At 64.2% G+C, this 24,741-nt stretch carries 28 protein-coding genes; 13 read left to right on the top strand and 15 right to left on the bottom strand.

The window, feature by feature from the left end; all coding sequences use genetic code 11:
- Positions 1-46: 46 nt before the first annotated feature.
- A complete protein-coding gene (locus FJ977_RS10565) occupies positions 47-2,050 on the bottom strand; it encodes a PhoX family phosphatase (protein WP_140771073.1) in 2,004 nt (667 codons plus the stop codon).
- A 271-nt stretch (positions 2,051-2,321) separates the two neighbouring features.
- Between FJ977_RS10565 and FJ977_RS10560 the strand changes: the two genes are divergently transcribed.
- Positions 2,322-2,957 carry a hypothetical protein gene (locus tag FJ977_RS10560; protein WP_140771071.1) on the top strand — a complete coding sequence of 212 codons (636 nt, stop codon included), beginning with the start codon at positions 2,322-2,324 and terminating at the stop codon, positions 2,955-2,957.
- 186 nt (positions 2,958-3,143) lie between these two features.
- Here FJ977_RS10560 and FJ977_RS10555 read toward each other — a convergent pair whose 3' ends face one another.
- Both FJ977_RS10555 and FJ977_RS10550 read right to left on the bottom strand, forming a co-directional pair.
- Positions 3,144-3,806, bottom strand: coding sequence for a response regulator transcription factor (locus FJ977_RS10555; protein WP_140771069.1), 663 nt, complete (start codon positions 3,804-3,806; stop codon positions 3,144-3,146).
- Positions 3,803-5,194 (bottom strand): sensor histidine kinase, encoded by a 1,392-nt coding sequence (locus FJ977_RS10550; RefSeq protein WP_140771067.1) that lies wholly within the window; start codon positions 5,192-5,194, stop codon positions 3,803-3,805. Before FJ977_RS10550 ends, FJ977_RS10555 begins: the two co-directional genes overlap by 4 nt.
- Before the next feature lie 171 nt (positions 5,195-5,365).
- Here FJ977_RS10550 and FJ977_RS10545 point away from each other — a divergent pair, with 171 nt between their 5' ends.
- The 3 genes from FJ977_RS10545 (at position 5,366) to FJ977_RS10535 (ending at position 7,000) form a co-directional block, all read left to right on the top strand.
- Positions 5,366-5,704 carry a hypothetical protein gene (locus FJ977_RS10545; protein WP_140771065.1) on the top strand — a complete coding sequence of 113 codons (339 nt, stop codon included), beginning with the start codon at positions 5,366-5,368 and terminating at the stop codon, positions 5,702-5,704.
- A 27-nt stretch (positions 5,705-5,731) separates the two neighbouring features.
- Positions 5,732-6,433 (top strand): phosphatase PAP2 family protein, encoded by a 702-nt coding sequence (locus tag FJ977_RS10540; protein ID WP_140771063.1) that lies wholly within the window; start codon positions 5,732-5,734, stop codon positions 6,431-6,433.
- A 291-nt stretch (positions 6,434-6,724) separates the two neighbouring features.
- Positions 6,725-7,000: a helix-turn-helix transcriptional regulator gene (locus tag FJ977_RS10535; RefSeq protein ID WP_140771061.1), complete on the top strand. Its 276-nt coding sequence runs from the start codon at positions 6,725-6,727 to the stop codon at positions 6,998-7,000.
- 108 nt (positions 7,001-7,108) lie between these two features.
- Here FJ977_RS10535 and FJ977_RS10530 read toward each other — a convergent pair whose 3' ends face one another.
- The 3 genes from FJ977_RS10530 to FJ977_RS10520 all read right to left on the bottom strand — a co-directional run bounded on the left by FJ977_RS10530 (position 7,109) and on the right by FJ977_RS10520 (position 9,063).
- On the bottom strand, positions 7,109-7,735 hold the full coding sequence (locus tag FJ977_RS10530) for a DNA-3-methyladenine glycosylase (protein ID WP_140771059.1): 627 nt from the start codon (positions 7,733-7,735) through the stop codon (positions 7,109-7,111).
- Complete coding sequence (locus FJ977_RS10525; RefSeq protein ID WP_140771403.1) at positions 7,714-8,094, bottom strand: nuclear transport factor 2 family protein; 381 nt, start codon at positions 8,092-8,094, stop codon at positions 7,714-7,716. Before FJ977_RS10525 ends, FJ977_RS10530 begins: the two co-directional genes overlap by 22 nt.
- 108 nt (positions 8,095-8,202) lie before the next feature.
- Positions 8,203-9,063 (bottom strand): ATP/GTP-binding protein, encoded by an 861-nt coding sequence (locus FJ977_RS10520; RefSeq protein WP_140771057.1) that lies wholly within the window; start codon positions 9,061-9,063, stop codon positions 8,203-8,205.
- A 114-nt stretch (positions 9,064-9,177) separates the two neighbouring features.
- Between FJ977_RS10520 and FJ977_RS10515 the strand changes: the two genes are divergently transcribed.
- Positions 9,178-9,978, top strand: a complete 801-nt coding sequence (locus FJ977_RS10515; RefSeq protein ID WP_140771055.1) for a helix-turn-helix transcriptional regulator — start codon at positions 9,178-9,180, stop codon at positions 9,976-9,978.
- 19 nt (positions 9,979-9,997) lie between these two features.
- On the opposite strand, the gene FJ977_RS10510 is transcribed toward FJ977_RS10515, so the two are convergent.
- Genes FJ977_RS10510 through FJ977_RS10500 form a run of 3 tightly spaced genes read right to left on the bottom strand, consistent with a single transcriptional unit; the run spans position 9,998 to position 12,274 of the window.
- A complete protein-coding gene (locus tag FJ977_RS10510; RefSeq protein WP_140771053.1) occupies positions 9,998-10,804 on the bottom strand; it encodes a YiiX/YebB-like N1pC/P60 family cysteine hydrolase in 807 nt (268 codons plus the stop codon).
- Positions 10,805-10,859: 55 nt separating this feature from the next.
- On the bottom strand, positions 10,860-11,804 hold the full coding sequence (locus FJ977_RS10505) for a CHAD domain-containing protein (protein ID WP_140771051.1): 945 nt from the start codon (positions 11,802-11,804) through the stop codon (positions 10,860-10,862).
- Positions 11,801-12,274, bottom strand: a complete 474-nt coding sequence (locus tag FJ977_RS10500) for a CYTH domain-containing protein (RefSeq protein WP_140771049.1) — start codon at positions 12,272-12,274, stop codon at positions 11,801-11,803. Before FJ977_RS10500 ends, FJ977_RS10505 begins: the two co-directional genes overlap by 4 nt.
- Before the next feature lie 90 nt (positions 12,275-12,364).
- Between FJ977_RS10500 and FJ977_RS10495 the strand changes: the two genes are divergently transcribed.
- The 4 genes from FJ977_RS10495 to FJ977_RS10480 are packed head-to-tail and all read left to right on the top strand — an operon-like array spanning position 12,365 to position 16,081.
- Positions 12,365-13,081 carry a DUF1956 domain-containing protein gene (locus FJ977_RS10495; RefSeq protein WP_140771048.1) on the top strand — a complete coding sequence of 239 codons (717 nt, stop codon included), beginning with the start codon at positions 12,365-12,367 and terminating at the stop codon, positions 13,079-13,081.
- Positions 13,078-14,031 (top strand): HlyD family efflux transporter periplasmic adaptor subunit, encoded by a 954-nt coding sequence (locus FJ977_RS10490; protein ID WP_140771046.1) that lies wholly within the window; start codon positions 13,078-13,080, stop codon positions 14,029-14,031. Before FJ977_RS10495 ends, FJ977_RS10490 begins: the two co-directional genes overlap by 4 nt.
- Positions 14,028-14,948, top strand: coding sequence for an ABC transporter ATP-binding protein (locus tag FJ977_RS10485; protein WP_140771044.1), 921 nt, complete (start codon positions 14,028-14,030; stop codon positions 14,946-14,948). Before FJ977_RS10490 ends, FJ977_RS10485 begins: the two co-directional genes overlap by 4 nt.
- Positions 14,945-16,081 carry an ABC transporter permease gene (locus tag FJ977_RS10480; RefSeq protein WP_140771042.1) on the top strand — a complete coding sequence of 379 codons (1,137 nt, stop codon included), beginning with the start codon at positions 14,945-14,947 and terminating at the stop codon, positions 16,079-16,081. The genes FJ977_RS10485 and FJ977_RS10480 overlap by 4 nt, the downstream gene beginning before the upstream one ends.
- 309 nt (positions 16,082-16,390) lie before the next feature.
- On the opposite strand, the gene FJ977_RS10475 is transcribed toward FJ977_RS10480, so the two are convergent.
- Both FJ977_RS10475 and FJ977_RS10465 read right to left on the bottom strand, forming a co-directional pair.
- Positions 16,391-17,368 (bottom strand): threonine/serine dehydratase, encoded by a 978-nt coding sequence (locus tag FJ977_RS10475; protein WP_140771040.1) that lies wholly within the window; start codon positions 17,366-17,368, stop codon positions 16,391-16,393.
- 312 nt (positions 17,369-17,680) lie between these two features.
- Positions 17,681-18,001: a hypothetical protein gene (locus FJ977_RS10465; RefSeq protein WP_056576330.1), complete on the bottom strand. Its 321-nt coding sequence runs from the start codon at positions 17,999-18,001 to the stop codon at positions 17,681-17,683.
- A 177-nt stretch (positions 18,002-18,178) separates the two neighbouring features.
- On the opposite strand from FJ977_RS10465, the gene mbfA reads away from it, so the two are divergent.
- Positions 18,179-19,162 (top strand): iron exporter MbfA, encoded by a 984-nt coding sequence (gene mbfA / locus FJ977_RS10460; protein ID WP_140771036.1) that lies wholly within the window; start codon positions 18,179-18,181, stop codon positions 19,160-19,162.
- Between the two features lie 20 nt (positions 19,163-19,182).
- Here mbfA and FJ977_RS10455 read toward each other — a convergent pair whose 3' ends face one another.
- Entirely contained in the window at positions 19,183-19,527 is a 345-nt protein-coding gene (locus tag FJ977_RS10455; protein WP_056574020.1) for an antibiotic biosynthesis monooxygenase, read from the bottom strand.
- On the bottom strand, positions 19,524-19,856 hold the full coding sequence (locus FJ977_RS10450) for an NIPSNAP family protein (protein WP_140771034.1): 333 nt from the start codon (positions 19,854-19,856) through the stop codon (positions 19,524-19,526). The genes FJ977_RS10455 and FJ977_RS10450 overlap by 4 nt, the downstream gene beginning before the upstream one ends.
- A 172-nt stretch (positions 19,857-20,028) precedes the next feature.
- On the opposite strand from FJ977_RS10450, the gene FJ977_RS10445 reads away from it, so the two are divergent.
- The gene (locus tag FJ977_RS10445; protein WP_140771032.1) at positions 20,029-20,703 is read left to right on the top strand and encodes a winged helix-turn-helix domain-containing protein; all 675 of its coding nucleotides are present in this window, start codon (positions 20,029-20,031) and stop codon (positions 20,701-20,703) included.
- Between the two features lie 10 nt (positions 20,704-20,713).
- On the opposite strand, the gene ligD is transcribed toward FJ977_RS10445, so the two are convergent.
- Both ligD and FJ977_RS10435 read right to left on the bottom strand, forming a co-directional pair.
- The gene (ligD, locus tag FJ977_RS10440; protein ID WP_140771030.1) at positions 20,714-23,212 is read right to left on the bottom strand and encodes a DNA ligase D; all 2,499 of its coding nucleotides are present in this window, start codon (positions 23,210-23,212) and stop codon (positions 20,714-20,716) included.
- Positions 23,213-23,220: 8 nt separating this feature from the next.
- On the bottom strand, positions 23,221-24,075 hold the full coding sequence (locus FJ977_RS10435; protein WP_140771028.1) for a Ku protein: 855 nt from the start codon (positions 24,073-24,075) through the stop codon (positions 23,221-23,223).
- Between the two features lie 357 nt (positions 24,076-24,432).
- On the opposite strand from FJ977_RS10435, the gene FJ977_RS10430 reads away from it, so the two are divergent.
- Both FJ977_RS10430 and FJ977_RS36645 read left to right on the top strand, forming a co-directional pair.
- Positions 24,433-24,573 (top strand): hypothetical protein, encoded by a 141-nt coding sequence (locus FJ977_RS10430; RefSeq protein WP_013892047.1) that lies wholly within the window; start codon positions 24,433-24,435, stop codon positions 24,571-24,573.
- Between the two features lie 2 nt (positions 24,574-24,575).
- Entirely contained in the window at positions 24,576-24,701 is a 126-nt protein-coding gene (locus FJ977_RS36645; RefSeq protein ID WP_281406814.1) for a hypothetical protein, read from the top strand.
- Positions 24,702-24,741 lie beyond the last annotated feature (40 nt).

The following is a 24,741-nucleotide window of genomic DNA, read 5'->3' as shown; positions in this document are numbered from 1 at the left end:
TGACCCACGCCAACCGGCAGATCCCTGCTCCACCAGAGCCCCGAGATCAGACCGCGATCTTGCCGCCACCCTGCCTGGTGATGGCGACGACCGCTGGCCGCACCGGCATGTCGGGCTTGAAGTCGGGCCAGCGCGTCGACGGATCCTCGTAGTAGGACGGGCGGCCAAAGCCTTCCCAATCCTCGCCGCCATCGCCCGGATGCTGGACGGCGACAAAGGCGGTCTGGTCGTCGGGCGCAAACAGCGGGCCGCACATTTCGGCGCCGATCGGCACGCGGAAGAACAGTTTCGAGGTCGCCCGCGCGGCACCTTCCGTGTCGACCGCCCACAGGCCGTCAGTGCGCCCGGTGGCTTTCGGGCCCTGGCCGTCGGTGGCGACCCACAGGCGCCCGGCCGAATCGACCGCGCAATTGTCGGGCATGCCGAACCAGCCATTGGCCGTCGTCGCCGTCGAGAAGGTGGCGCCCACATCCGCGACGGAGGGATCGCCGCATTTCAGCAGCACTTCCCATTTGCCCTTGGCGGCCGTGAAATCGCCGTCGGTCTCGGTGATCTCGATGATGTGGCCGAAGGCGTTTTCGGCGCGCGGGTTGGCGGCATCGACCTGGTCGGCCTTGCGCTTGGAATTGTTGGTCAGCATCACATAGACCTTGCCGTTGACGCCATTGGGCTGGATGTCCTCGGGCCGGTCCATCTTGGTGGCGCCGAGCAGATCGGCGGCACGCCGTGTCTCGATCAGCACGTCGGCCTGGCTGGCGAAGCCGTTCTCGGCCGTCAGCGGGCCCTGCCCAAAGACGATCGGCAGCCAGTCGACCGTGCCGTCCTCGGCGAATTTGGCGACATGCAGCGTGCCGTCGTCGAGCAGGTCCTTGTTGGCGGCATGGTCGTTGGCGTTGAAGGCGCCCTTGGTGACGAACTTGTAGACATAGTCGAAGCGCTCGTCGTCACCGAGATAGAAGACGACGCGGCCGTCCTTGGCAACGATCGATTCGGCGCCCTCATGCTTGAAGCGGCCCATGGCGGTGCGCTTCCGCGGGGTCGAGGTCGGGTCGTTGACGTCGACCTCGACGATCCAGCCGAAGCGATTGGGTTCGTTGGGCTCCTTGGCTAGGTTGAAGCGGTCGTAATGCGCGCCCCATTCATAGGCGCCTTCGGGAATGCCGAGCCGCTTGTAGTTGGCGGCTTCCTTGTGACCCTCGGGCAGTTCGCCGGAGAAATAGCCATGGATGTTTTCCTCGGCCATCACATAGGTGCCCCACGGCGTGACGCCGCCGGCGCAATTGTTGATGGTGCCGAACACCTTGGTACCGGACGCGTCGGCATTGGTCTTGACGCGGTCATGGCCGGCGACCGGGCCGGACAGCGCCATCTCTGTGGTGGAGGTGATGCGGCGGTTGAGCTTGCCGTCGCGCACCACTTGCCATTTGCCGCCGTCCTTGCGGATCTCGACGATGGTGCCGCCATGCGCCGCCATTTCGACATCGACCTGCTCCTTCGAGAGCGGAGCGACCTCGGCCTTCTTCTTCCCGTCCTTCTCGACGATCGAAACGATGCCCGGGAACATCAGATGCGGGTTGGTGTATTCGTGGTTGACCACCAGCATGCCGTGCTCGGCCGAGCCGTCGATCGGGATATAGCCGACATAGTCGTTATTGTAGCCGAACTGTCTGGCCTGCGCCTCGGCCGACTGCTTCGTCGGGTCGAATTCCGGCGAATCGGCAAACAGCGGATCGCCCCAGCGCAACAGCACGTCGGCGTCATAGCCCGGCGCGACATGATGCTTGTCGTCGATGCCGGCCTCGAGCTCGTCGAACTTGAAGGCCGAGCCTTCCGCGGCGCGGGCATCGTCCGCGGCGATCATGGCCAGCGGGCCGACCGTGGCGGCGATCGCCGAGACGGCGAGCGATCCCTTGAGGAACCCCCGGCGCGAGAACCGCGCGGCGATGATCTCGCCCATGGTGCGGTTGTCGGTCGGGTTGATGGCCGGTCCTTCGTTTTCCTCGAGCAGGCTGGTGCGGAATCTGGCGTCGGGGGAGCGATGTTCGGTCATGAGGGCCTCTGGCTTTGGAGTGGCTGGAGCTTTTGTCGCTTTCGACCCCTACAGCCGGCTGATCACATTTTCGTGACATCATACCTGTTCCACCGCTCCGAGCGAGGCAGTTGTCATCCATGACCTCGGACTTTGGTCCAACCTTGCGCTTCCAAAGGTCCTGGGGGACAAACGCAACGGTCGGAGGTCGCTTCCGGTCAATACATCTTTCGGCGATGTTGCTGGTTGCAACGTTGGGGTGGGCGCGCCGGCTCAATCGACGGAGATCAGGATGAACGGATCGATCACGGCCCGTTGTTGCCGGCTGGCGCTCGTCACTGCGGCGGCTTTGCCGTTGACCATTGCTCCCTATCGAATCGCCCTGAACGGCTCCGCCCCCGGAATCGATGCCGCCACCGCACAGGCCGCCAAGGGCGGCAATGGCGGTGGCAACAACGGCAACGGCAACGGTAACGGTGGCAGCAACGGCGGTGGCAACAGCGGCAACGGAAATGGAAGCGGCGGCAGCAGCGGCGGCGGCAATAGCGGCAACGGAAATGGAAGCAGCGGCAACAGCGGCGGTGGCAATAGCGGCAACGGGAATGGAAACGGCGGCACTAGCGGCAACAGCGGCGGCAATAGCGGCAACGGAAATGGAAACGGCGGCAATTCCGGAACAGATGGCGGTGATGACGGTGGCGGCAACTCGGGATCGGGCGCCAGCCAGAGCAGCACGGGCACCAGCCATGTCAACGCCACGACCGGCGACAAGGTCAGCGTGGACGGCAGCAAGATCTCGGTCGAGCACCCCAACGGCATGACGGAAAAGGTCGAGAACGGTCGTTTCAGGATGCGAGACGCGCTCGGCCGCACGATCATCGACCGTCGGGCCACGCCCGCCGATGTCAGGCGTCTCAAGGCCTTGTGAGGCCGGTCAACAGGCAACGACCAGCTTCACACGTCACCTCCGCCGCCCCCGGCGGAGGTGACCTCGTTCTGTCTGGCTTTAGAGCAATTCCAGGAAAAGTGTGTAACGGTTTTCCCGGGACAAGCGCGCAGCGCTTGCCCTTGGGAATTGCGTAAAAACAAATAGTTAGAGCGGTTCCGCGATGGCCTACGCGCGGTTCCTGTCTCGGTCGCGCAACTCGCGCATCATGAGGGCCGCCTCGGTGCGGTTTCGCACGTTGAGTTTCGACAGCACCCCGGTCATGTGGTGCTTGACCGTCTTCTCCTGCAACTCCAGGCGCAAGGCAACCTCCTTGTTGCTGAGCCCCTCCGCCACCAACCGCAGGATTTCCGTCTGTCGCCCGGTCAGTTGCCGCAGCCGGTCCGCCTCGCCATTGGCAGGCTGCGGGGACTGGAGATCGGACAGCAGCCGCGCCGACAGCGTCGGCGAAAGATAGCTCTCGCCGGCCGTGACGCTGCGCAGGATGTCGGCGAGTGCTCGCGATCCGACACCCTTGAGGATATAGCCGTGCACCCCCGCATTCAGGGCCTTGGTGACGTCGGCATTGGCCTCCGAAACGGTCAGCATGACGATCTTCTGGGCGGGGTGGTCGGCAAGGATGCTTGTAACCGCGGCCAGGCCGCCGCCCGGCATGGAGATGTCGAGCAGCAATATGTCGGGCTGGACCGTCGAGGCGATGCGTTCGGCATCCTGCGCCGTCGCACCTTCGCCGACGATCTCGAAGCCTCCGATCTCCGACAGGCTGCGCGTCACGCCTTCGCGAAACAGCGGATGATCATCGACAATAGCGATTCGAATGGCGCCAATCATGCTTGCTCCTCAACCGATAGACTGATTACCAATCGCGTGCCTTGTGCTCCGGTCAAGGTCTGGAACTGGCCGCCAATGCTTTCGACCCTCTCCCGCAGGCCGGCCAGCCCCAGCCCCTCGACCCGCGCCGGGTCGAAGCCCGGCCCGCTATCCGACACTTCAACAAAAAGCCGGCCATTCTTCATCCCGGCACGCACTGTCTGATCCTTGGCCCGTCCGTGGCGATACGCATTGTTCAGCCCTTCCTGCACGAAACGATAGATGCTGATCTTCTCCGAGGCGCCGGGTTCGGGCAAATGCTTGGGCACGGTAAGCCTCACCGAGGTTCCCGTCCGGCGCTCATGTTCGTCGACGGCCAGCCGTAATATCTCCTTGGCGGCGGCCGTCTCTATCTGCGGCAGCACAAGGCCGGTGCAGATACCGCGTATTTCGCGCATGGCATCCTCCAGCGTCTTGCGGATCATCGCGACCTCGGTCGAACGGCTCTCGGTCGAATGGCCGTCGTCCGAAAATACCGGGCTGTCCATGCGCAAAGCCGCCAGCGCCACGAGTTGCGCCGGTCCGTCATGAAGGTCGGCGCCGATCCGGCGCAGATATCTTTCGTTGAGTGCGGTGGCGCGGCGGGACGCCCGCTGCACACGCTGCCGCAAGGCGCTGTTTTGCGTCACCAGGTCCTGCAGTTCCGACACCTGGTGGCGCAGCGCGCCGCGCTGATCGTCGATGGTGCGGCTGGCCCGCAGGACGATGCCCGACAGCAGCAGAAAAGCCGTCAAGGTGGTGCCGGCAACGACCAGCCAGCTCGACAGCAGCGCGGAAGCCAGCGTGGCCTTGAAATCGCTGGCGACCTCGAAGAATTCGGTGACGGCCACCACATTGCCGGACCAGGGTTCGCGCACGGGATTGTAGATCTCCAGCAAGGGCACGCCGACAGCCTGTTCCTTCCTTTCGTCTTCGTCGAACGTATCGAATTGGGCGGTGACGTTGCCCTGGAAAGCGGACAGCAGATTGTCGGTCAGATTGAAGCGGCGGCCGATCAAGGCCGCGTCCTTCGCATAGAGCACCGTGCCGTCGCGCCGCCAGAGCCTGAACGAAACCAGGCGTTTGCCGAGCGCACCCTGGCCAAGCGTCTCGTCGAGCGCCTGCTTGACGGCCTCGCTGAGCTCTTCGCTCTTGCGCAGGTCCGGCAGCAGCGGCGCGATCACGCTGTCGACATAGAGCGCTGTCGTGGCGGCCGAATTGCGCATGACGCCGTCCCGGATCTGCGTCGTTACCCAGGTGCCGACCACGAGCATGACGGCCAGGAGGCCAAAGCCGCCGGCAACGAGGAATTGCAGGGCAAGCGAAAGCTCGCTCCAGCGCCGCGCCAAATTCTGCAGAATACGAATCATAAGCCCCTGACCGCCCCCTCCCCATCGACAGCTGGGCGACATTGGCACATTGAGCCTCAGTCTTGCCCTTGCCAAGACCTTAGTTGGAACGAGGTCGCTTGACGTCTTGGGGCGCTTGGGAAACAAGGTCCGCGGCACACGCGGCGGCAGCCGCTTCTAAGGGGACGGACGTTGAGTTTTTCGGGACTGCTGCAGCTTGGCTTTTCAACGGTGATCTTCCTTCTGGCGGCGACCGCCGCCAAGCAATGGGGACTGGCGCCGAGCCTCGGCAAGATCCTGCTGACGCTGGCACTCTATTCGCTGGGCAATTTGATCATGCTGCGGCTGATCCGTGAGTTCGGCATGTCGGTGTCCTTCAGCCTCTCGGCCGTCATTCAGCTGGTCTCGGTCAATGTCGTCGCGCTGGTGTTCTTCGGCGAGCGCGTCAACGCGCTGCAGGCCGCCGGCATCGTGCTGGCGATCGCGGCCGTGGCGCTGATCACGCTCGGGCCCTATCTGCAGGGACGATGACCGAATGAAGGCTGCGGTACCAATCCGATGAAAGACCCTGCAAGCACCCTGCTTAACCGGATCGAATTCCCGGTCCTGCTGGCCGGCCTTGTCATCGCCGGCGGGCTTTGGGGCTTCGAGGAGTTGATGGAGGTGGCGCGCGCCACCACGCCACACGCCTTCGACACCGAAATCCTGCTTGCCTTCCGTCAGACGGGCCAACCCGGTATCCCAATCGGCCCGCTATGGCTGGAGGGGGCGATGCGCGACATCACCAGCCTCGGCAGCGCCAGCGTGCTGGTGCTGATCACGACGGCAACGATCATCTATCTGCTGTTGATCCGCAGGCCTGGGACCGCGCTGCTCATCTTTGTCGCCGTGGCGGGCGGCCAGGTTCTGTCGAGCCTGCTGAAGGTCGGCGTCGATCGGCCGCGGCCCGAGCTCGTCTCGCATCTGGTCAGCGAGACGTCGCTTTCCTTCCCGAGTGGCCACGCCATGCTGTCGGCGGTGACCTATCTCACGCTCGGTTCGCTCGCGGCGCGCTTCCTGCATGGCCGGGCGACGAAGATATACGTCCTGTCCCTCGCCGTGCTGACGACGGTGCTGGTCGGCGTCAGCCGCATCTATCTCGGCGTCCACTGGCCGTCGGATGTGTTGGCAGGCTGGTGTGCGGGCTTCGCCTGGGCGATGCTATGCTGGTTGGTGGCGCGGATCCTGCAGCGGCGCAAGGTGGTGAGCGACGACACCTGATGGCGCCTGGCCACACCGCCCGGGCTTGCCCTCAGATCAATCTGTTGATCAGGTGTCCACCACAGCCTGCGAGCGCCAGAACCATTGACAGCAAGCATGCCGATGTCACCAAAGTCTTGAAAATGTTCAACCGCGTTACCCCCTGCCTCAGATGGACAACATCCTAGCTTGCAATCCTCGGAAAGTATCGAAAATGGACGATCAGGCGACGGTGCTTGAGTCACAAGGATTGATGCTGATGCTTGAAACATCATGCGTCATTTCCGCGGACGCAGACATGGGTTGCGGCCGATGATCACTGCCGCGCAGATGCGTGCCGCAAGGGCCTTGGCCGGCATCGATCAGAAGACGCTCGCCGAGCGCGCGGGCGTTTCGCTTCCAACCATCCAGCGCATGGAAGCGAGCGATGGCGTGGTCCGGGGCGTGGTCGATACGCTGATGAAGGTCATCCAGGCGCTCGACGAGGCCGGGGTGGAACTGATCGGCGAGAACCAGGCCAGCGAGCGCGGCGGCAGGGGCGTGCGCCTCAAGCCCGCCGCACCGCCGGCATCAGGCGGCCGCTGGTGACCTATGCCGCCTCGATCCGCGACGCGCGGGCGCAACTGGCGGGGAAGTGAGGCGCGGCTCCTTCGCGTCCAGCTTCCTTTCAACGAAGGAGGGCGGCTGACCGGCGTCTCATCGGTTGAGCGATCTCGGACCGCTGACGAACGGGCTGCCCCTGAGATAGAATCGCAGTGGTCGGTCGGCATCCTTCGAAATGCCGATCCTGATGCCTTGCCCGATCTCGCCGGGGTCCTGGGCATCGCCTGCGAGCCATAAAAGCCCTTTCCGGCAGAGGTCGAGCCCGTCGAGCGAACGATCGATCCGCAGCGCCGAGGCCAGCCTTCCCGGCCCGCGCGCCAGGTCACGCAAGCGCTCCACGCCACGGTTCCGCCGCATGATCGCGATGCCTTCGAGTGGTTCCAGTGCCCGGATCAGGACACCGGTGCCGATCCCCTGCCCCTCGCTCGAGACGTTCAGCATCATGGAGGTGCCATAGGCGAGATAGACGTAGGCGTGGCCTCGCTCGAGAAACAGCGAACGGTTGCGCGGGGTCATTCCCCTGAAACCATGCCCGGCGGCGTCGCCGACGACATAGGCCTCGGTCTCGACGATGCGGCCGCCGACAATGCCTTCGGGCAACGCCCGCATCACCAGCTTGCCGATCAGGAAGCGGGCGAGAGCGACGGTCTCGTTCGGCAGCTCCGCGCGGGCGATCGGCGGATGATTTTCCCCATGGCTCACAATATCCGCTCGGCCCATTGTGCCCGCGAGGCTCCCGGTTCGAATGGATCGCTGAAATACTGGGTCTCGCGGGCCACCTTGCCGTCCAGGAACTCCATGATGCTGACGGTGTAGGATGGCCGCCCATCATAGGTCAGGACATATTCGGTGACCCAGAGGTCATCCTTGCCGGTGATCCGCCGCACGGTGAAGCGTTTGCGGTTCGGTTGCGCGGCGCGGGAGGACTGGATGTTGCGCCGTCCGCGGATGCGCTCGCCCGATTGCGGATAGTCGAGCACCGCGTCCTCCCGGTAGATCTGGTGTTCCGCCTCGAAGTCACCTGCGTCGGAGGCCGCCCAGTGGCGATCCAGGGCCGCCCGGATGTCCCCGTCTTCCATGGCAAAGTCTTCCATGGCAACCTCCATCGCCGTCGATGGACCTTTCCTACCACGGGTCCATCGACGGCTGTTAGCGAAGGTCGCGGTTCGGCCCCGAGGCACCGTTTCTCAATCGAGCTTCAGCGCTGCGACCTCCCCCTCGTTCATCAGCGGCACATAGAGGATCGACTTGCCGTCGGTGCCGATGTCGGCGCTGCCCGGCTTGAAGTGCGCCACCGCTTCCGGAGTTCCGCCGGCCTTGTAGCGGTAAAGCGTGCCGGTCATGTAGGCGGTGGCGTAGATGGTGTCGCCAATGGCGATGACGCCGTCGAGGTCGGCGAATTTCTGCGCGCCGGGCAGCGGCGAAACCACCTTGCTGGCGAGGTCGACCGACAGCAGCCCGCCCGGCTCCGCCGTGCTGAAGTCGGGCTTGATGCCCTTGCCCCAGGAGCCAACGATCAGCCGGTCGCCATCGGCGAAGACGCCATTGGGCGAAGCCAGCATCGCATCCCTGACGAACAGCTCCGGCCTGTCGCCGTCGATGCGGTAGATCGTGTCGGCCAGCATGTCGCTGACATAGACCTTGCCTGTGTGGTCCGCAGTCATGTCGTTGAGGAAGACGGCATTCGGCACCACGATGCTGGCGATCAGCCTGCCGCTGGCGAGATCGACGACGCGGACCTTGGTGATGTCGGCGACATAGAGCTTGCCGCCCGATATCGCCATGCCCTTGGGCGCGTCCATGCCTTCGGTCCAGTGCTGGGTGACGATCTTGCCGTCCAGGGACAGCACGCTGAGATAGCCGTTGCCGTCGGCATCGCCCGGGTTACCCACGATATTGGAGACGATGATGCGGTTGTTGGCGGCGTCGAACAGTGCCGATTCCGGTTGTTCGAGGCCCGTTGCGCGCCAGAGTTCGCCGGCCTGGACCGCTGGTGCGGCTGCGATGCCGATGGTGGCGACCAAGGCTGAGATGATTAAGTGTTTCATGGCTGTTCTCCTGTGCTGACAGGCGGTGAGCTAGGATTTCCGATACTTTTCGAAAAGCCTGATTACCGTTAGTATCGAAAGTCGATACGAAATTGCCGGCAAGAGGTGCATCCCATGAACGGTCTGATCTTCGAGGCGCTGAAGCGGACACTGAAGGCGAAGGGCGTCACCTATCGCGAGCTGGCCGAACGCATGGGCGTTTCCGAGCCGACGGTGAAGCGCATCTTCCACGAGCGCAACTGCAAGCTCGACCGGCTGGTCGAGATCTGCGCCGCAGCCGGCGTCGAGTTGGAAAACGTGCTTGGCTCGATGAACCGGGGGCCGGGCCCGGTCAACCACATCGCGCCCGAGATCGAGCGCCGGCTCGCCGGGCGGCCGGCGCTGCTGTTCGTCTTCGTCATGCTGTCGGAAAAGTTCACGCCTGACGGCATCATGCGCTCGCAAGGCCTGAGCGAGGCCTCGATGTTCCTCTATCTGCGCGACCTGGAAGAACTCGGCCTGATCGCGCTCGGCCGGGGCCTCACGGCAAGATTGCTGGTCGAGACGCCGATCCAGTGGAATTTCGAAGGGCCGCTCAGGCCGCTGTTCGAGATGACCAACAAGAATTTCATCGACTGGGCCATCACCCATATCGAGAAGGAGGCGACCTTCGTCAGCTTCTCCAGGCGGATGCGGCCGGAGACGGCCGAGATGGTGCGGCGCGAAGCGGAGGACCTTGCCGAGCGCGCCAAATTGCTGGCTCACCACGACCAGCATACGACGCCCGAGGACGGGCTCACCGGCTACAAATGGACGTTTGCCTTTGGAGCGACGCCGTTTCCCGCGATCATGCCGATCGGCCCGCACCCGCGCGATGCCGGCGCGCGGACGCCTGAGCAGCCCGCCGCAAAAGGACGGCGCCCGCTTCCAGCTTGAAAGGACTGCCAAACATGCATTATTCGGCGGCTTTCGTCTCCGCACTGGCGGCCTTGTCGTCCCAGACCATTTCCCGGTAGTCGAAACCATATTCCAGCGTCGGTTTGACGATGCGGAAAAACGGCGACAGGTCGAAGTCGCGCGGCGTGTAGAGCGAGTGGTGGCGAATGTGCAGGATTTCCTTGCGCATATAGCTCGACTGCGCCGAGGCGCGGCCCGGCGCACGGGTGATCTCGGGCAGGATCGGGTAGTGGATCCGGCCATAGGCCTCGGCGATGAGCGAGGAGCAGATGGCCCGGGTCGGGTCGCCGGAGCCGAAGGCCAGCATGCGCCGGCGCCAGCGCACCGGCACCGGCGGCGTCGGCAGGAAATAGCGCAGCATGTCGAAAATGTTCTTGAGGTCGTATTTCAGGCCAAGCTTGCCGATCATGAAGGCGACGACCGTGTCGCGGTCCTCCGGTGTCAGCCCGCTCGCCCGGCAGATGCGGGTGTTGTAGGTGCGGTAGCGCGACAAGGGTACCGCCACGCAGCCTTCGCCGAGCGTGACCTCGATCAGCCGCCGCCGCTCTGTTCCGTCCCCCGGTTCGGCCAGCGCGTCGCCGACATAGAAGGCCGCGTGCGACCATGTCGACTGGGTGAGGTACTTGATCGCCGCCGAGATCTTCTGGTTGCCCTCGATCAGCAGGATGTCGCCGGGTTCCAGCGTGCGGCGCAGCGTTTCAGGGTCCGACGGCGTGTAGGGTTCATAGCCGGAGGACTCTTCCTGCAACCGGCCGGCGAGCCAGCGGCCAAGTCGGTCCAGGAGCGTGTCGCCGGGCTCGGTCATGATGGAGCGTGACTAGCACACGCCGGCGGGGAAGTGCCAGCGTGCCGGCGCTTCGTCAGCCGGCGGAAGCGCTCGTCTCGTCGCGCGGCGCCGGACTGGCCAGATCATCGCGCGCCTTGCGGGCCAGCTTCTTCGTCGAATGCTTGGGGCTGTCGCCGAACAGTTCGGCCGCCTCGGCAAGACATGACTTTCTCAGACTCTTCTCCGAGCGCTTCATGAGCTTGCCAAGAAGTTTCGTGTCCTCGGGCGGGCCAAGCGGCTCGTCGTCGGCCTCGAGCAGCGCGCGCAAGACGAACAGATCATGCAGTTCGCCGAGCCGCTCGCCCAGTGCATCGACCGCCTTGCGCCGCGCCTTGATCGGCGTCGGCCAGAGCCTGCCCAGCAGCGAGAGGTGCATGCCATGCGTCTTGGCCGCCTTGCGCAAATCGTGGAAATCGTCGGCCTCGCCGCGCGAGTCAGCCTTGTCGAGCGCCTTCCTGGCACGGCGCAGCGTGACCCGGGCGCCTTCGGCAAGCACGTCGGCCGCCTGTTCCGGCTGGTCGGGCAAGTCGAGGCTTTCGATCCGCTTCATACCGTCTTGGCAGGCCGCGGTCGCCGCGCCGATCGCAGCTTCGAGGCCGGCGCCTTCGTGGAGATCGTGCTGGCGGGCGATCAGCCGGTCACGTACGGCATCGAGCCCGCCATCGGCGCTCTCCTTCGGGAAAGCTGCCGCCAGCCGGTCGATGGTCTCGATCAGCGCCGTCGCCTCGCGCGGGCCGGCAAGCAGCGCCGCGACGTTGCGATAGCACTGGTTCTCTGTCGTGCAGAATGTTTCGTCGCCGGAATGAACCAGGCGCAGCAAGGCACGAGCGCTCTTCAGCCGCTTGCGGCATTTATGCAGTCCCTGCTCAGGCCGGCTGCGCGCCGTATCCAGATGCAGGAGCGCCTTGCCAATTTCCTCGGCGAGGATGCGCCTGACCTCGCCGGTCAGCGGCAGGCGCGGGTCGATACGAAAGCTCATGCGGCGATCTCCGGTATCCCCCCGAGGGCGAGCGACGCGTTGTAGAATTTCTGCTCGCCGGTGACTTCACGGCCGAGCCAGTCAGGCAGCATTTCGTCCGGCACGTCTTCCGGCGTCTCGAGTTCGGCCACCACAAGTCCCGCGAGTGCACCGCCAAAGACGTCGACTTCATAGAGATAGCCGCGGTGCCTAACATGGTGACGTGTCTTCTCGATGACACGTCCGATGGCGAAGTCCAGCATCTCGACGGCATCGGCGAGCGGGATTGGATATTCGAACTCGTCGCGCTCGCGCGCCCCGCTGCCGAATTTGAGCGTCAGCTTGGCGGAAGCGCCGTCGCTGATGCGAATGCGCACGGTCCGCCCAGGCGCCGTGGCGAGATAGAACTGGAGAATGCGGATATCCGCCTCGACCAACTCCCGCCATGCGATGCTGGAGACCAGGAACTTGCGCTCGACTTCCTTGCCCATGGCCGCGCACTTAAGCGTTTGCTGCGGGCGATGGCAAGACAACTCCGAACACAAGTTGACTTTAATCAATCGATTGATTAAAGTCTTGCCATGATCAAAGTTCCCGACGCCAAAAATCCGCGCCGCGAAACCTCTCCGGCGGATCTGACGCGCACCGCACTCGTGCGGGCGGCGCTGAAACTCTTCGGCCGGCAGGGTTTCGACGGTACCTCGACCCGTGAGATCGCGGCGGAGGCGCAGGCCAATATCGGCTCGATCGCCTATCATTTCGGCGGCAAGGAAGGCCTTCGCGCCGCCGCCGCCGACTATATCGTCGAAACCATCCAGACGGTTGCCGGCCAGGCACTGGGCAGCGCCCAGGCCGCGGCGGCAAACGATCCGGAGGCCGCGCGTTTGCTGCTCTTCGGGGCGCTGGAGCGGATGGTCGGCTTCATCGTGGCGCAGCCGCAGGCCGGCGAGATCGTTCAATTCGTCCTGCGCGAACTGTCGCATCCGACAGCAGCCCTCGACCGCATCTATGACGGCGTGTTCGAGCCGACGCATCGCCGGCTGTGTCTGATCTGGGAGCAGGCTACCGGCGAGCCGGCCGAAAGCGAGCGGACCCGGCTCACCGCGTTCACGCTGATCGGCCAGGTCATCTATTTCCGTATCGGCCGCGAAGCGGTGATGCGCCGCATGGGCTGGCACGATATCGGCGCGGCCGAGGCAGCCAAGGTCGTGGCGGTCACGACGGACAACCTCAGCGCCATACTGGCCGCCCGAAAGATCGAGGATGAAGCGGCAGGGATGAAGGGGCAAAGACCATGAGCTTTCTGTGTTCGCTGCCGCTCGCCGCGCAGCTTTTCGGGGCCTGTGCCCCTACCTCTCCCCTGGCCGTCGGCTATGTCGAGGGTGACTATGTGCTCCTGGCGCCGATCGAGGTGGCGCAGGTCGAGGCCGTCGCCGTGAAGCGCGGCGATCGCGTCACGCCGGGCACGACGGTGGTGACGCTGGAAAGCGCCGACGCCAAGATCGCGGTGGCGCAGGCCGAGGCAAGCCTCGCCCAGGCCCAGGCGCAGCTCGCCGATTTGCAGGTCGGCAAGCGGCCGGAAGAAATCGCTGCACTCAAGGCGCAGGTCGACATGGCCAAGGCGCAGGCCGACGACGCGAAGCGCAAATACGACCGCGCCGCCGATCTGTTCAAGCGCGGCACCGGCACCCAGGCCGATTACGACACCGCCTCGGCGACGCTGGAGACCGCCAATGCCCAGGTCGGCCAGGCCGAGGCCAACCTCGCCGTCGGTGGTCTGCCGGCCCGGCCCGAGACGATCAAGGCCGCCGACAATCAGGTCAAGCAGGCGCAGGCAGCGCTGGAGCAGGCTCGGTGGCGGCTGTCCAAGCGCACGCTGGCCGCGCCCTCGCCCGGCCGCGTCAACGACGTCATCCGCAATCCCGGCGACACGGCCGGCCCGACCGCGCCGGTCATCTCGATGCTGCCTGACGGCGCGGTGAAGCTCAGCGTCTACATACCAGAGGCCGCCTTCTCCTCGGTCAGGATCGGCAGCCTGCTCAACGTTCATTGCGACGGCTGCGGCGCGGGTGTGAAGGCGCGCGTCAGCTATGTCTCGCCCGATCCCGAATTCACCCCGCCGGTGATCTATTCGCTCGAGAACCGGCAGAAGCTGGTCTATCTGGTCGAGGCACGGCCGGAGGGCGATGCCGGCCCGCTGCAGCCCGGCCAGATCGTTGACGTCGATCTCGCGGAAACGGCGAGATGAACGCCATCGACGTTCACGGCCTGGTCAAGCGGTTCGGCGACAAGACCGTCGTCGACCATGTGACGATGTCGGTCGCCGAAGGCGAGATCGTCGGCTTCCTCGGCCCCAATGGTTCGGGCAAGACCACCACCATCCGCATCATGTGCGGCCTGCTGACGCCGGACGAAGGCGAAGGCACGGTGCTGGGTTTCAACATCCGCACGGAGTCGCTCAGGATCAAGCGCGAAGTCGGCTACATGACGCAGAAATTCTCGTTCTACGAGGATCTGACGATCGGCGAGAACCTCGAGTTCGTGGCGCGGCTCTACCGGCTGAAGCCGGTCGAGGAATTCGTCGCCAGGACACTGGAGGAACTCGGCCTGACCTCGCGCCGCAACCAGCTGGCCGGCACGCTGTCCGGCGGCTGGAAGCAGCGGCTGGCACTCGCCGCCTGCATCATGCACAAGCCGAAACTGCTTTTGCTCGATGAGCCGACGGCCGGTGTCGACCCGAAGGCGCGGCGCGAATTCTGGGACGAGATCCACCGTCTCGCCAGCGGCGGGCTCACCGTGCTGGTCTCCACCCATTATATGGACGAAGCCGAGCGCTGCCATCGCATCAGCTACATCTCCTACGGCAAGATGCTGGCCACCGGCACCGTCGCCGAAGTGGTCAGGAATGCCGGGCTGACGACATTCGTGGTGCAGGGGCCGCGGCTGGCCAAGGTGGCTGAAGAGCTGCAGGGCCGCCCCGGCGTCGACCAGGTGGCGCCTTTCGGCGCGACGCTGCATGTCGTCGGTTCCGACAGGAAGAAGCTCGAAGCAGCGCTTGCCGATGTCGAGAAGGAGCACGAGGGCGTGACGGTCGCGCCGGGCGAAACCAGCCTGGAGGACGTCTTCATCCAGTTCATGTCGGGGTCGAAGGACAACATGGCATGAACAGCGTCTTCTCCTTCGCCAGGCTTGGCGCGCTGCTGATCAAGGAATTCATCCAGATGCGGCGCGACCGCATCACCTTCGCCATGATGCTCGGCGTGCCGCTGCTGCAGCTGGTGCTGTTCGGCTTTGCCATCAACAACGATCCGAAGGGCTTGCCGACGGCGCTGGTGGCGATGAGCAACGACCAGTATACGCGCGCCATGGTCTCGGCGCTGCAGGTGACGGGCTACTATCGTTTCGACCATGTCACCCAGAGCGCCGAGGAGGCGGAATTCCTGATGGCGCGCGGCGACGTTTCCTTCGTCGTCACCATCCCGGCCGACTTCGCCAAACGTGTCGAGCGCGGCGATAATCCGCAGATCCTGATCGAGGCGGACGCGACCGATCCGTCGGCGGCGAGCGGCGCCATTTCCACGCTGAGCACGGTGGCGAGCCAGGCGCTGCTGCGCGCCCAGGGCATGCAGGCGGCCGCCGCCGAGAATGCCAGGCAGCAGCTGCAGGTGGTGGTGCACCAGCGCTACAATCCCGAAGGCATTTCGCAATACAACATCGTGCCCGGCCTGCTCGGCGTCATCCTGCAGATGACCATGGTGATGATGACGGCCATGGCGCTGACCCGCGAAACCGAGCGCGGCACGATGGAAAACCTGCTCGCCATGCCGTCCAGCCCGGCCGAGATCATGCTGGGCAAGGTGCTGCCCTTCCTCGTCGTCGGCGCGGTGCAGGTCGCGGTGGTGCTGGTGGCGGCGAAGCTCCTGTTCGACATCCCGTTCGTCGGCAGCCTGACGCTTCTGTTGTCGTCGGTGCTTGTCTTCGTGCTCTCGCTGGTGCTGCTCGGCTACACCATCTCGACCATGGCCCGCTCGCAGATGCAGGCCATGCAGCTGACCTTCTTTTTCTTCCTGCCGTCCCTGCTCTTGTCCGGCTTCATGTTCCCCTATCGCGGCATGCCGGGCTGGGCCCAGGCGCTGGGCGAAATCTTCCCGCTGACGCATTTCCTGCGCATCACCCGCGCGGTGATGCTGAAGGGCGCCGATTTCCACGCCATCGCCACCGAGATCGGCTGGCTGGCCGTGTTCGTGCTGGTCTTCGCGGGCACCGCGCTTTTGCGCTTCAGGCGCACGCTGGACTGACCGGCGCTTCGCACGAAGCCCGCCGGAAAACTTGGCGGCACCGCCGCGCAACCTGGGTTACGCGGGCGGGCCGTTGGAGCAAATTCTACGGGCATGGATGGGAGATCGTGCACGTCACCGCGGTCACGACCGAGAGCTTCTCGCGCTTCATCAGCCGTGGCTTTTCATAGGTCTTTTTCATCCTGTCACCTGTCCCAACGAACCATGATCACCAATGACGACGGCCGGATCGTAAAACGGCGTCCGATCGCCCGCATCTCCCGTACGGCAGATGCGCTGATAGCGGGCATGGCGCGGAGGACAAAGCGCTCAGGCGGCCGCCATGATCCCGGCATAGGTGCCGAAATCGACATTGCCGCCGGACAGCACCACGGCGACATTCTTGCCCGACAGTTCGATCTCGCCCGATGACAGCGCCGCCAGCGCCACGCAGCCGCCCGGCTCGACCACCAGCTTCAGATAGGCCATGGCGTCGCGCATCGCCTGTGCCGTCGCTTTGTCGGAGACGGCGATGGCGCCAGCGAGGTTCTTGCGGTTGATCTCGAACGTGATCACCCCCGGCTCGGCCGTCAGGATCGCGTCGCAGATCGAGCTGTAGCCGGCTTCGTTGGAAACCCGGGCGTCGGCGGCGAGCGAGCGGCGCGTATCGTCGAAATGCTCGGGCTCGACCGCCCAGACCGCTGTACCTGGCGAGGCGTCCTTCACCGCGACCGAAATGCCGCTCGACAGGCCGCCGCCGCCGCAGGGGATCAAGACGGCGTCGAGGCTGACGCCGAGCGCCTTGGCCTGCCGCATGAGTTCAAGGCCGATCGTGCCTTGTCCGGCAATGATGGCAGGATCGTCGAAGGGCGGCACCAGCACCATGCCCTTGTCGATATAGGGGCGAACCACGGTCATGCGGTCATCGCGAAAGCGGTCGAAGGGCACCACCTCCGCGCCCATCTTGCGGACATTGCCGATCTTCATCGCCGGCGCGTCCGCCGGCATGGCGATGACCGCCTTGACGCCGAACATGGCGGCCGAAGCGGCGACCCCTTGCGCATGATTGCCCGAGGAGAAGGCGACGACGCCCCGGCTGCGTTCCGCCTCGCTCAGCGACGACAGCTTGTTGTAGGCGCCGCGGAACTTGAACGAGCCGGTGCGCTGCAGCGTCTCCGGTTTGAACAGGACGCGGCCGCCGAAGCGCTTGTTCAGCTCCTGCGATTCGATCAAGGGGGTTTCGACGATCAGGCCGGAGAGGCGGGCTGCGGCGGCGTGGATGTCGGCGATGCCGGGAAGGGTGGTCATGGCGGATCCTGTAGCGATGTGATCCGGCCATGGTGCACGCAAAGAGCGGCGCGGTGCCACCGAAAAGATGTGACCGATACAAAGTTAGGAGTCATGCGTGAAATGCGAGATCACCCCTGCCTCGGCTGCGCGCCCCCCTCTGTCCTGCCGGACATCTCCCCCACTAGGGGGGAGATCGGCAGTCATTGGCGCTTTCACCACTTTTCAGCGGAGAAAGAAGGGCGGGACGGTGACGCTGTTAATCTCCCCCCTTGTGGGGGAGATGGCCGGCAGGCCAGAGGGGGGCGCTGTCCCGCCGACATCTCGCCAGTTTCACCCAAGCAACGTCCGCTGCCTCTTGGTTCCGCCGAGCTTGCGCCAGTTGTTGAAGCGATGGGTAGCGGCGGCAAAGGAGATCTTCATCTGCTGGGCGACCGAATAGCGCGACTTGCCTTCGTCGAACATGCGGTAGCAGCACTCGACCCCTTCCTCGGTCAGCTTGCCGTCGGGGGCCTTGTTGTGTGGGTTGGCGGGGTCGAACTTTTCGATCTGCTGCTCGACCAGACCCTTCAGGCGCTGCAGATCGGCCTCGATGCCGGCGATGAGATCGAGAACGGGTTTCGGGTCGAAATGCTGCGGATGCGGCTTCGTCATGCGCATGCTCCTTATTCTTGTCTTAGGTTCAGCTATATAGGTGAATCTTCGTCAATAAAGAAGGATCGAGGCCGCTCGGGCGCTTCAACAATTCTTGAACCCCGTGACCTCGGCGCGATTGACCCGGAGCGTGGCAAACCCTAGTTTAGAACTATTCTAAACTAGGGTCCTTTCCTCATGCTTTCCCGTGTTTTCGGCTTCGGCCGCCGCCCCTTCGAATCGCTCTCCGAACAGGAAATCCTGGCGCTGGCCATTTCATCCGAGGAAGACGACGGCCGCATCTATCGGGCCTATGCCGACGGGCTGGCGGAAAGCTTCCCGCAATCGGCAAAGGTGTTCGAGGAGATGGCCGAGGAGGAGGACGGCCATCGCGACGCCCTGATCGAACTCTTCCGCAAGCGTTTCGGCGAGCGCATTCCGCTGATCCGGCGCGAACATGTGAAAGGCTATTTCGAGCGCAAGCCCGACTGGCTGGTGAGGCCGCTCGGCATCGAGCATGTGCGCCGCCAGGCCGAGGCGATGGAGCAGCAGGCCTACCTGTTCTACGTCGAGGCGGCAAAGCACACCACCGATGCTTCGACGCGAAAACTTCTCGACGATCTCGCCATAGCCGAACAGGGTCACGAGACACTGGCGCAGCGGCTGGAGCAGAAGCATGTGCCCGGCGACGTGAAGGATGAGGAGGCCGCCGCCGAGCAGCGCCAGTTCATCCTGACTTATGTGCAGCCGGGCCTTGCCGGCCTGATGGACGGTTCGGTGTCGACGCTGGCGCCGATCTTCGCCGCTGCCTTTGCCACGCATGACACCTGGCAGACCTTCCTGGTCGGGCTTGCCGCGTCGATCGGCGCCGGCATCTCCATGGGGTTTACCGAGGTCGCTTCCGACGACGGCAAGCTCTCGGGCCGCGGCTCGCCGATAAAACGCGGCATCACCACCGGCGTCATGACATCAGCCGGCGGTCTTGGCCACGCATTGCCCTATCTCATTCCGCATTTCTGGACGGCGACGGCGGTTGCCGCAGTGGTGGTGTTCTTCGAACTATGGGCCATCGCCTTCGTCCAGAACCGCTACATGCAGACGCCCTTCCTGCGCGCCGCCTTCCAGGTGGTGCTGGGCGGCGCGCTGGTGTTCGCGGCGGGGGTGCTGATCGGGAATGCTTGAGCGCTGCCGCGCCAAGCCACTCACCCATTCACCGCCCGGCTGTCCGCTGGCGCCTCGTCCCTTTCGGTCAGCCCGTAATCGCGAACGACATGCGCGATGCGCAGACGGTAGCCGGCAAAGATACCGCCGCGGCCCGCCTGCTGCGCCTGGCGGTGCTCTTCGGTGTTGCGCCAGGCCTTCACTGCGTCCTCGTCGCGCCAGAACGACAGCGACAGGATGCGGTTCGGGTCTGCGAGACTCTGAAAGCGCTCGATCGAGATGAAGCCATCGATGCCGTCGAGCAGGGGCCGCAGCTTGGCGGCGATCCCCAGATAGGCATCGCGCCGTCCCTCTGCTGGCTGCACCTCGAAGATGACGGCGATCACGGCAGCACCAGCTTGGCGTGGGGCCCGGAGACGTGTTTCAGGAACATGCGGTCCTCCTTGAGGATGAATCTTTCGCGGCGGGCGAACTCATAGTTTGCCTTGCCGGCCGGATCGGCGGCAAGGCGGGCCCGATAGGCTTCGTAGGCGGCCAGGCTTTCAATGTTGTAGGCGGCGTAGGCCGTCGTCGCCGAACCCTCATGCGGAGCGTAGTAGCCGATGAGATCGGCGCCGCAGCGCGGGATGGCCTGGCCCCAGTTGCGGGCATATTCCTCAAAGGCGGCCTTGCCGAACGGGTCGATCTCATAGCGGATAAAGCAGGTGATGGTCATGGTCGGCTCCCTGGGGTCTTGCATCGACGCTTCGAGCGCGGTCGAAACGTCATGTTGATCGATGTGCTAGGCAGTTTGGTGTCAGGAGCCATCGTCGCTTGCGTAGCCGGCTCCTTGAGCTGAAGCCAGATTAGTGGTTATCTTACAAGAATGCTTCGACAAGGATCAAACTATGCGTGAAGGACCCGATATCGCGCGCATCGCCAGCTTGGTCGGCGATCCGGCCCGCGCCAACATGCTCAGCGCGCTGATGGGCGGCACGGCGCTGACGGCGAGCGAACTGGCGCTGGAGGCCGGCGTCTCCTTGCCGACCGCCAGCTCGCATTTGTCGAAATTGATGGAGGGTGGGCTGCTGACCTTGGCCAGCCAGGGCAGGCATCGCTATTACGGCCTCGCCGGTCCGCAGGTCGCGGGCATGATCGAAGCCATCACCGGTGTGGCGGAAGCCGTTGGCCCCAAGCGCGTGCGGCCGGGTCCGCGTGACGCGGCGATGCGCGTCGCCCGGGTCTGCTATGACCACCTCGCCGGCGAGCAGGCGGTGGCGATGCTCGACCGCCTTGTCGAGAAAGACATCCTGCTGCGTGACGAGAGGGAGATCAGGCTTGGTCCGTCGGCGGCATCGCATTTTTCCGCCATCGGCATCGATGTTGGTCCCAGGCCGCGCCGGCCGGTCTGCCGCGCCTGCCTCGACTGGAGCGTGCGCCGCTCGCACCTCGCCGGCACGCTGGGCGCGGCCATCCTCGACAAGATCCTTCTGGAAAAATGGGCACGCCGCGAAAAGGACAGCCGCGCCATCATCTTCTCGCCGCCGGGCAAGCAGGCGTTTGAGAGGCTGTTTTTGGCGTAGTTTGCCGCGCTCACCCTCGCTTCAACGCCTTCCCCTGCTCGAAAAACCCCTTCCACGGATCGGCTTGCGCCAACTGTTTCAGCGTCGTCTTGTCGCCGATCGGGAACGCGTTCGGCGCCAGCCCGGCCTCGATCTCGGCCCAGGTCACCGGCATCGACACGGTAGCCCCCTTCTTGGCCCTCGACGAATAGGGTGCGACCGTCGTCGAGCCGCGGCCGTTACGCAGATAGTCGACGAAGATTTTCCCGGTGCGCGCCTTTTTCGACAGCGTCGCCGTGTAGCGGTCGGGGGCGGCCTGTTCGAGCGCCTTGGCGAAGTCATGGGCGAAGGTTTTTACCGCATCCCAATCCGCCGAGGGCTTCAGCGGCACCAGCACGTGATAGCCCTTGCCGCCCGATGTCTTGACGAAATTCGGCAGCGACAGCTCGTCGAGCTTGCCCCTGATGTCGAGCGCTGCCTCGCGCACCGCTTTCACGTCGACGCCTTCATCGGGGTCGAGATCGAAGATGATCTGGTCCGGCTGTTCGAGCTTGTCGATCGTGCAGCCCCAGATGTGGATCTCGACCACGCCGTACTGGACGAGCGCCGCGACGCCATCGAAATCCCGGACGAACAGGATTTCCTCGCCATCGGTCGGGTCTTTCATCCGGGCGATCTTGTCGCTCATGCCGGCCGAGGCGTGTTTCTGGAAGAAGCGTGGGCCGCCGACGCCGTCCGGCGCCCGCACCAGGCTGAGCGGACGGTTGACGACGAACTGCTCCATGCGCGGCCAGACCTCCGCGTAATGGTCGAGCAGACCTTGCTTGGAGATTTTTTCGTCGGGCCACAGCAGCTTGTCGGGGTGGGAGAGCTTGACGGTGGTCGTCACCGCCCCGGCGGATTTGCCGGCGCCGCTTGACGACGGCTTGGCCTTGCCTGTCGCTGCCTTGGGCTTTTCCTGCACAACGTCCTCCGCCGGCTTGTCCTCGCGCAGCCCCTGGAACGAGGCATGGCGTATTATACGGTCCGAGGTCCAGCTGCGAAACTCCACTTCGCCGACAAGCTGCGGCTTGACCCAGACCAGACCCTTGCCCTTCGGCACGGCCTTGTCGAAAGGCGAAGCCTTGGCCTTCAGCGCATCGAGTTTTGTCTTCAGCTCCGTCGCACCCTTGGCGGAGAAGCCGGTGCCGACGCGCCCGGCATAGTGTAGTTTGCCGGCCTCGTAGTAGCCGACCAGTAGCGAGCGCAGCCCGCGCCCGGTCTTGTCCGACGGCAGATAGCCGCCAATGACGAATTCCTGCCGCGCCGTGCATTTCGACTTCACCCATGTCGGGCCGCGCCCGCTGCGATAGGGCGCATCGGCTCGCTTCGAGACGACGCCTTCCAGCCCCATGCGGCAGGCATGCTCCAGCATGATCTTGCCGGGCTCGGAAAAGTGGTCGGAGAAACGCACCGCCGGGTTCTCGGACTGCTTGCCGAGCAGCTCCTGCAAGGCCTGCTTGCGCTCGATGAGCGGCTCGGCGCGCAAATCCTTGCCGTCGAGGCGCATCAGGTCGAACACATAGTAGATGAAGCGATTTGTCCGCTTTGCCGACAAATCCTGCTGCAGCAAGGCGAAGGAAGAGACGCCGCTGTCGGCCAGCACGACGATCTCGCCGTCGATGATGGCATCGCTGCATTTCAAGCCGGCGAGTTCGGTGACGAGTTCGCTGCCGAATTTCTCCGTCCAGTCGAGCCCGGTGCGGGTCAAGAGCCGCACATCGGTTCCGGCGATCTGCGCCTGCATGCGATAGCCGTCGAATTTGACTTCGTGCAGCCAGTCCTTGCCCGGCGGCGCATCCCTTTCGAGTGTCGCCAGCTGCGGTTCGATGAAGTCGAGTTTACGGGCAGCCGCCTTCGCGTTGCCGGCCGCCGGCTTGTTCGAATGCCAGACGTCGGGCTTTCGGCCTTTCGCCGTCTTGCCTTCGCCGATCTCCTCGATCGTCAGGCCGGACTTCACCGATTGCGGCGCCTCCCTCAGTATATCCTCGCCCGGGCGCGCCGCGGCATCGTCCGACTTGATCAGCAGCCAGTTGTCGCGCTTTTCGCCCGGACGCGGTTTCAGCCTGACCAGATGCCACAGCCCATGCAGCTTGTGGCCCTTGAGCTCGAAGCTGATATGGCCTTTCTTCATCGCCTTGGCCGGGTCGGTCTCGGGGACCCATGTCCCTTCGTCCCAGACGATGACCGAGCCGCCGCCATATTCGCCTTTGGGGATCGTGCCCTCGAACGGTGCATAGTCGATCGGGTGGTCCTCGACATGGACGGCCAGCCGCTTCTCATGCGGGTCCAGGCTTGGGCCACGTGTCACCGCCCAGCTCCACAGCACCCCGTCATGTTCCAGCCGAAGGTCGTAATGAAGCCTGGTCGCCGCGTGCTTGTGGACGACGAAGATGCCGCCCTCGCTTTTCCCGGTCCGCGCGATCTTGCCGGCCGGTTCCGAGGTCTTCTTGAAATCGCGCTTGGCGTTATATTGCTCGAGGCCGGCCATTTGGTCCCTCAGGCCGATTTGCGCTTGGGCGCGGCCGCTTTCGGCTTGGCGCGCTTTGCCGCCGGCTTGGCTTTCGCGGAGCCTGAATCCGACGAAAGGCTCTTCTTCAGCGCGTCAAACAGGTTGACGACGTTCGAGGGTTTGGGCGCCGCCTGGGTCTTGGGCGCTTTCTTGCCGGCCTTCTTGGCGCGGATCAGTTCGAGCAGTGCGTCCTCATATTTATCGTCGAATTTCGATGGATCGAACTTCGCCTTCTTCTTGTCGATGATCAGTTCGGCCAGATCGGTCATCTCCTGGTCGGTCTTCACCGCCTTGATCTCGCCGAACACGCCGTCCGGCTGGCGCACCGTGTTGTCGTAGCGCAGCGTCGTCAGCACCATGCCCTTGCCGAGCGGCTCGATGACCACGGGGCGTTCCCGGCTATAGAGCACGATGCGCGCCAGCCCGGCCATCTTCTTGCCTGCCATGGCATCGCGGATCACGGCGAAAGCTTCCTCCGACACCTTGTCGGCCGGCGCGACATAATAGGGCGTATCGAGATAGATCTGCTGGATCGAGGCTTTGTCGACGAAACCGTCCAGGCTCATGGTGTGCGACGATTCAATCTGCACCGCCTCGATCTCGTCCTCCTCGATATGGACGAAATCGCCATCATCCAATTCATAGCCTTTGATTTCGTCGCCATCGGCAAGCGGCTTGCCGGTTTGCGCATCGACATAGATGCGCTTCACCGTGTTGCCGGTCTTGCGGTTGAGAATCCGGAACGAGACCCGCTCCGTATGGGTGACGACATTGGTCAGTTCAACGGCACAAGTGACCAGCGAAAGCTTCAGATAGCCCTTCCAGGCTGGACGTGGTGCCATGACGAACTCCCGTGGTGACAGGTCGAGAACGAGCAAGTTCCATTCCAGTTCCAACCGCACGCTGCTGCGCAAGCCATCGCCCGGGGCTCCGCGCACGAAAATTTCCCGCGTTGGCTGGAAGTTGAAACAGAACCGCGCGCAGGCGACATTCAAACGAAACATATGTGATGCAAAAGTCACACTCGGCGGAATGGCGACAAAAGGCATGGAAACACCCCGAATCAGCCGCATTCCGGCCACGAAGCAACGGGTTTTCGACCAGAAATTAACATCACGTTCACCGACTATTCACGCCTCGATGCTATCATTTACGCAATTCGGAAGGGACATCCGAAAATCGGGACAGGGACGGGTAAAATGAACTTCCTAACGCACCTCATCGGCTACGCCGCCGCCATTCGCGAATTCGTCGCGCCGACCTATCGGCCAGAGCGCTACTACATGCGCGGCCCGGGTCCGGCTTGCGCCCGTCGCGGCACCTCGTTGGGCGCGCACTGATCATGACGTTCGAGAGCCGCCACAACAGCCGGATCTGCCGGCCAGGTGCCAACTCCCGCGCCACCACCTATCGCGCCGAGCGTCCGGTTTTCGCCGACGAGCGGCGTGCGACAACGCCGCGTCTTTGATGCCGCCTTCGGCTGGCTTAGTGTCTCCGGACACGAGCAG

The sequence above is a fragment of the Mesorhizobium sp. B2-1-3A genome (assembly GCF_006442655.1).
Lineage (GTDB): Bacteria > Pseudomonadota > Alphaproteobacteria > Rhizobiales > Rhizobiaceae > Mesorhizobium.
The sequence above is the reverse complement of the archived record's forward strand: the minus strand, read 5'-3'. Positions and strand labels throughout refer to the sequence as shown.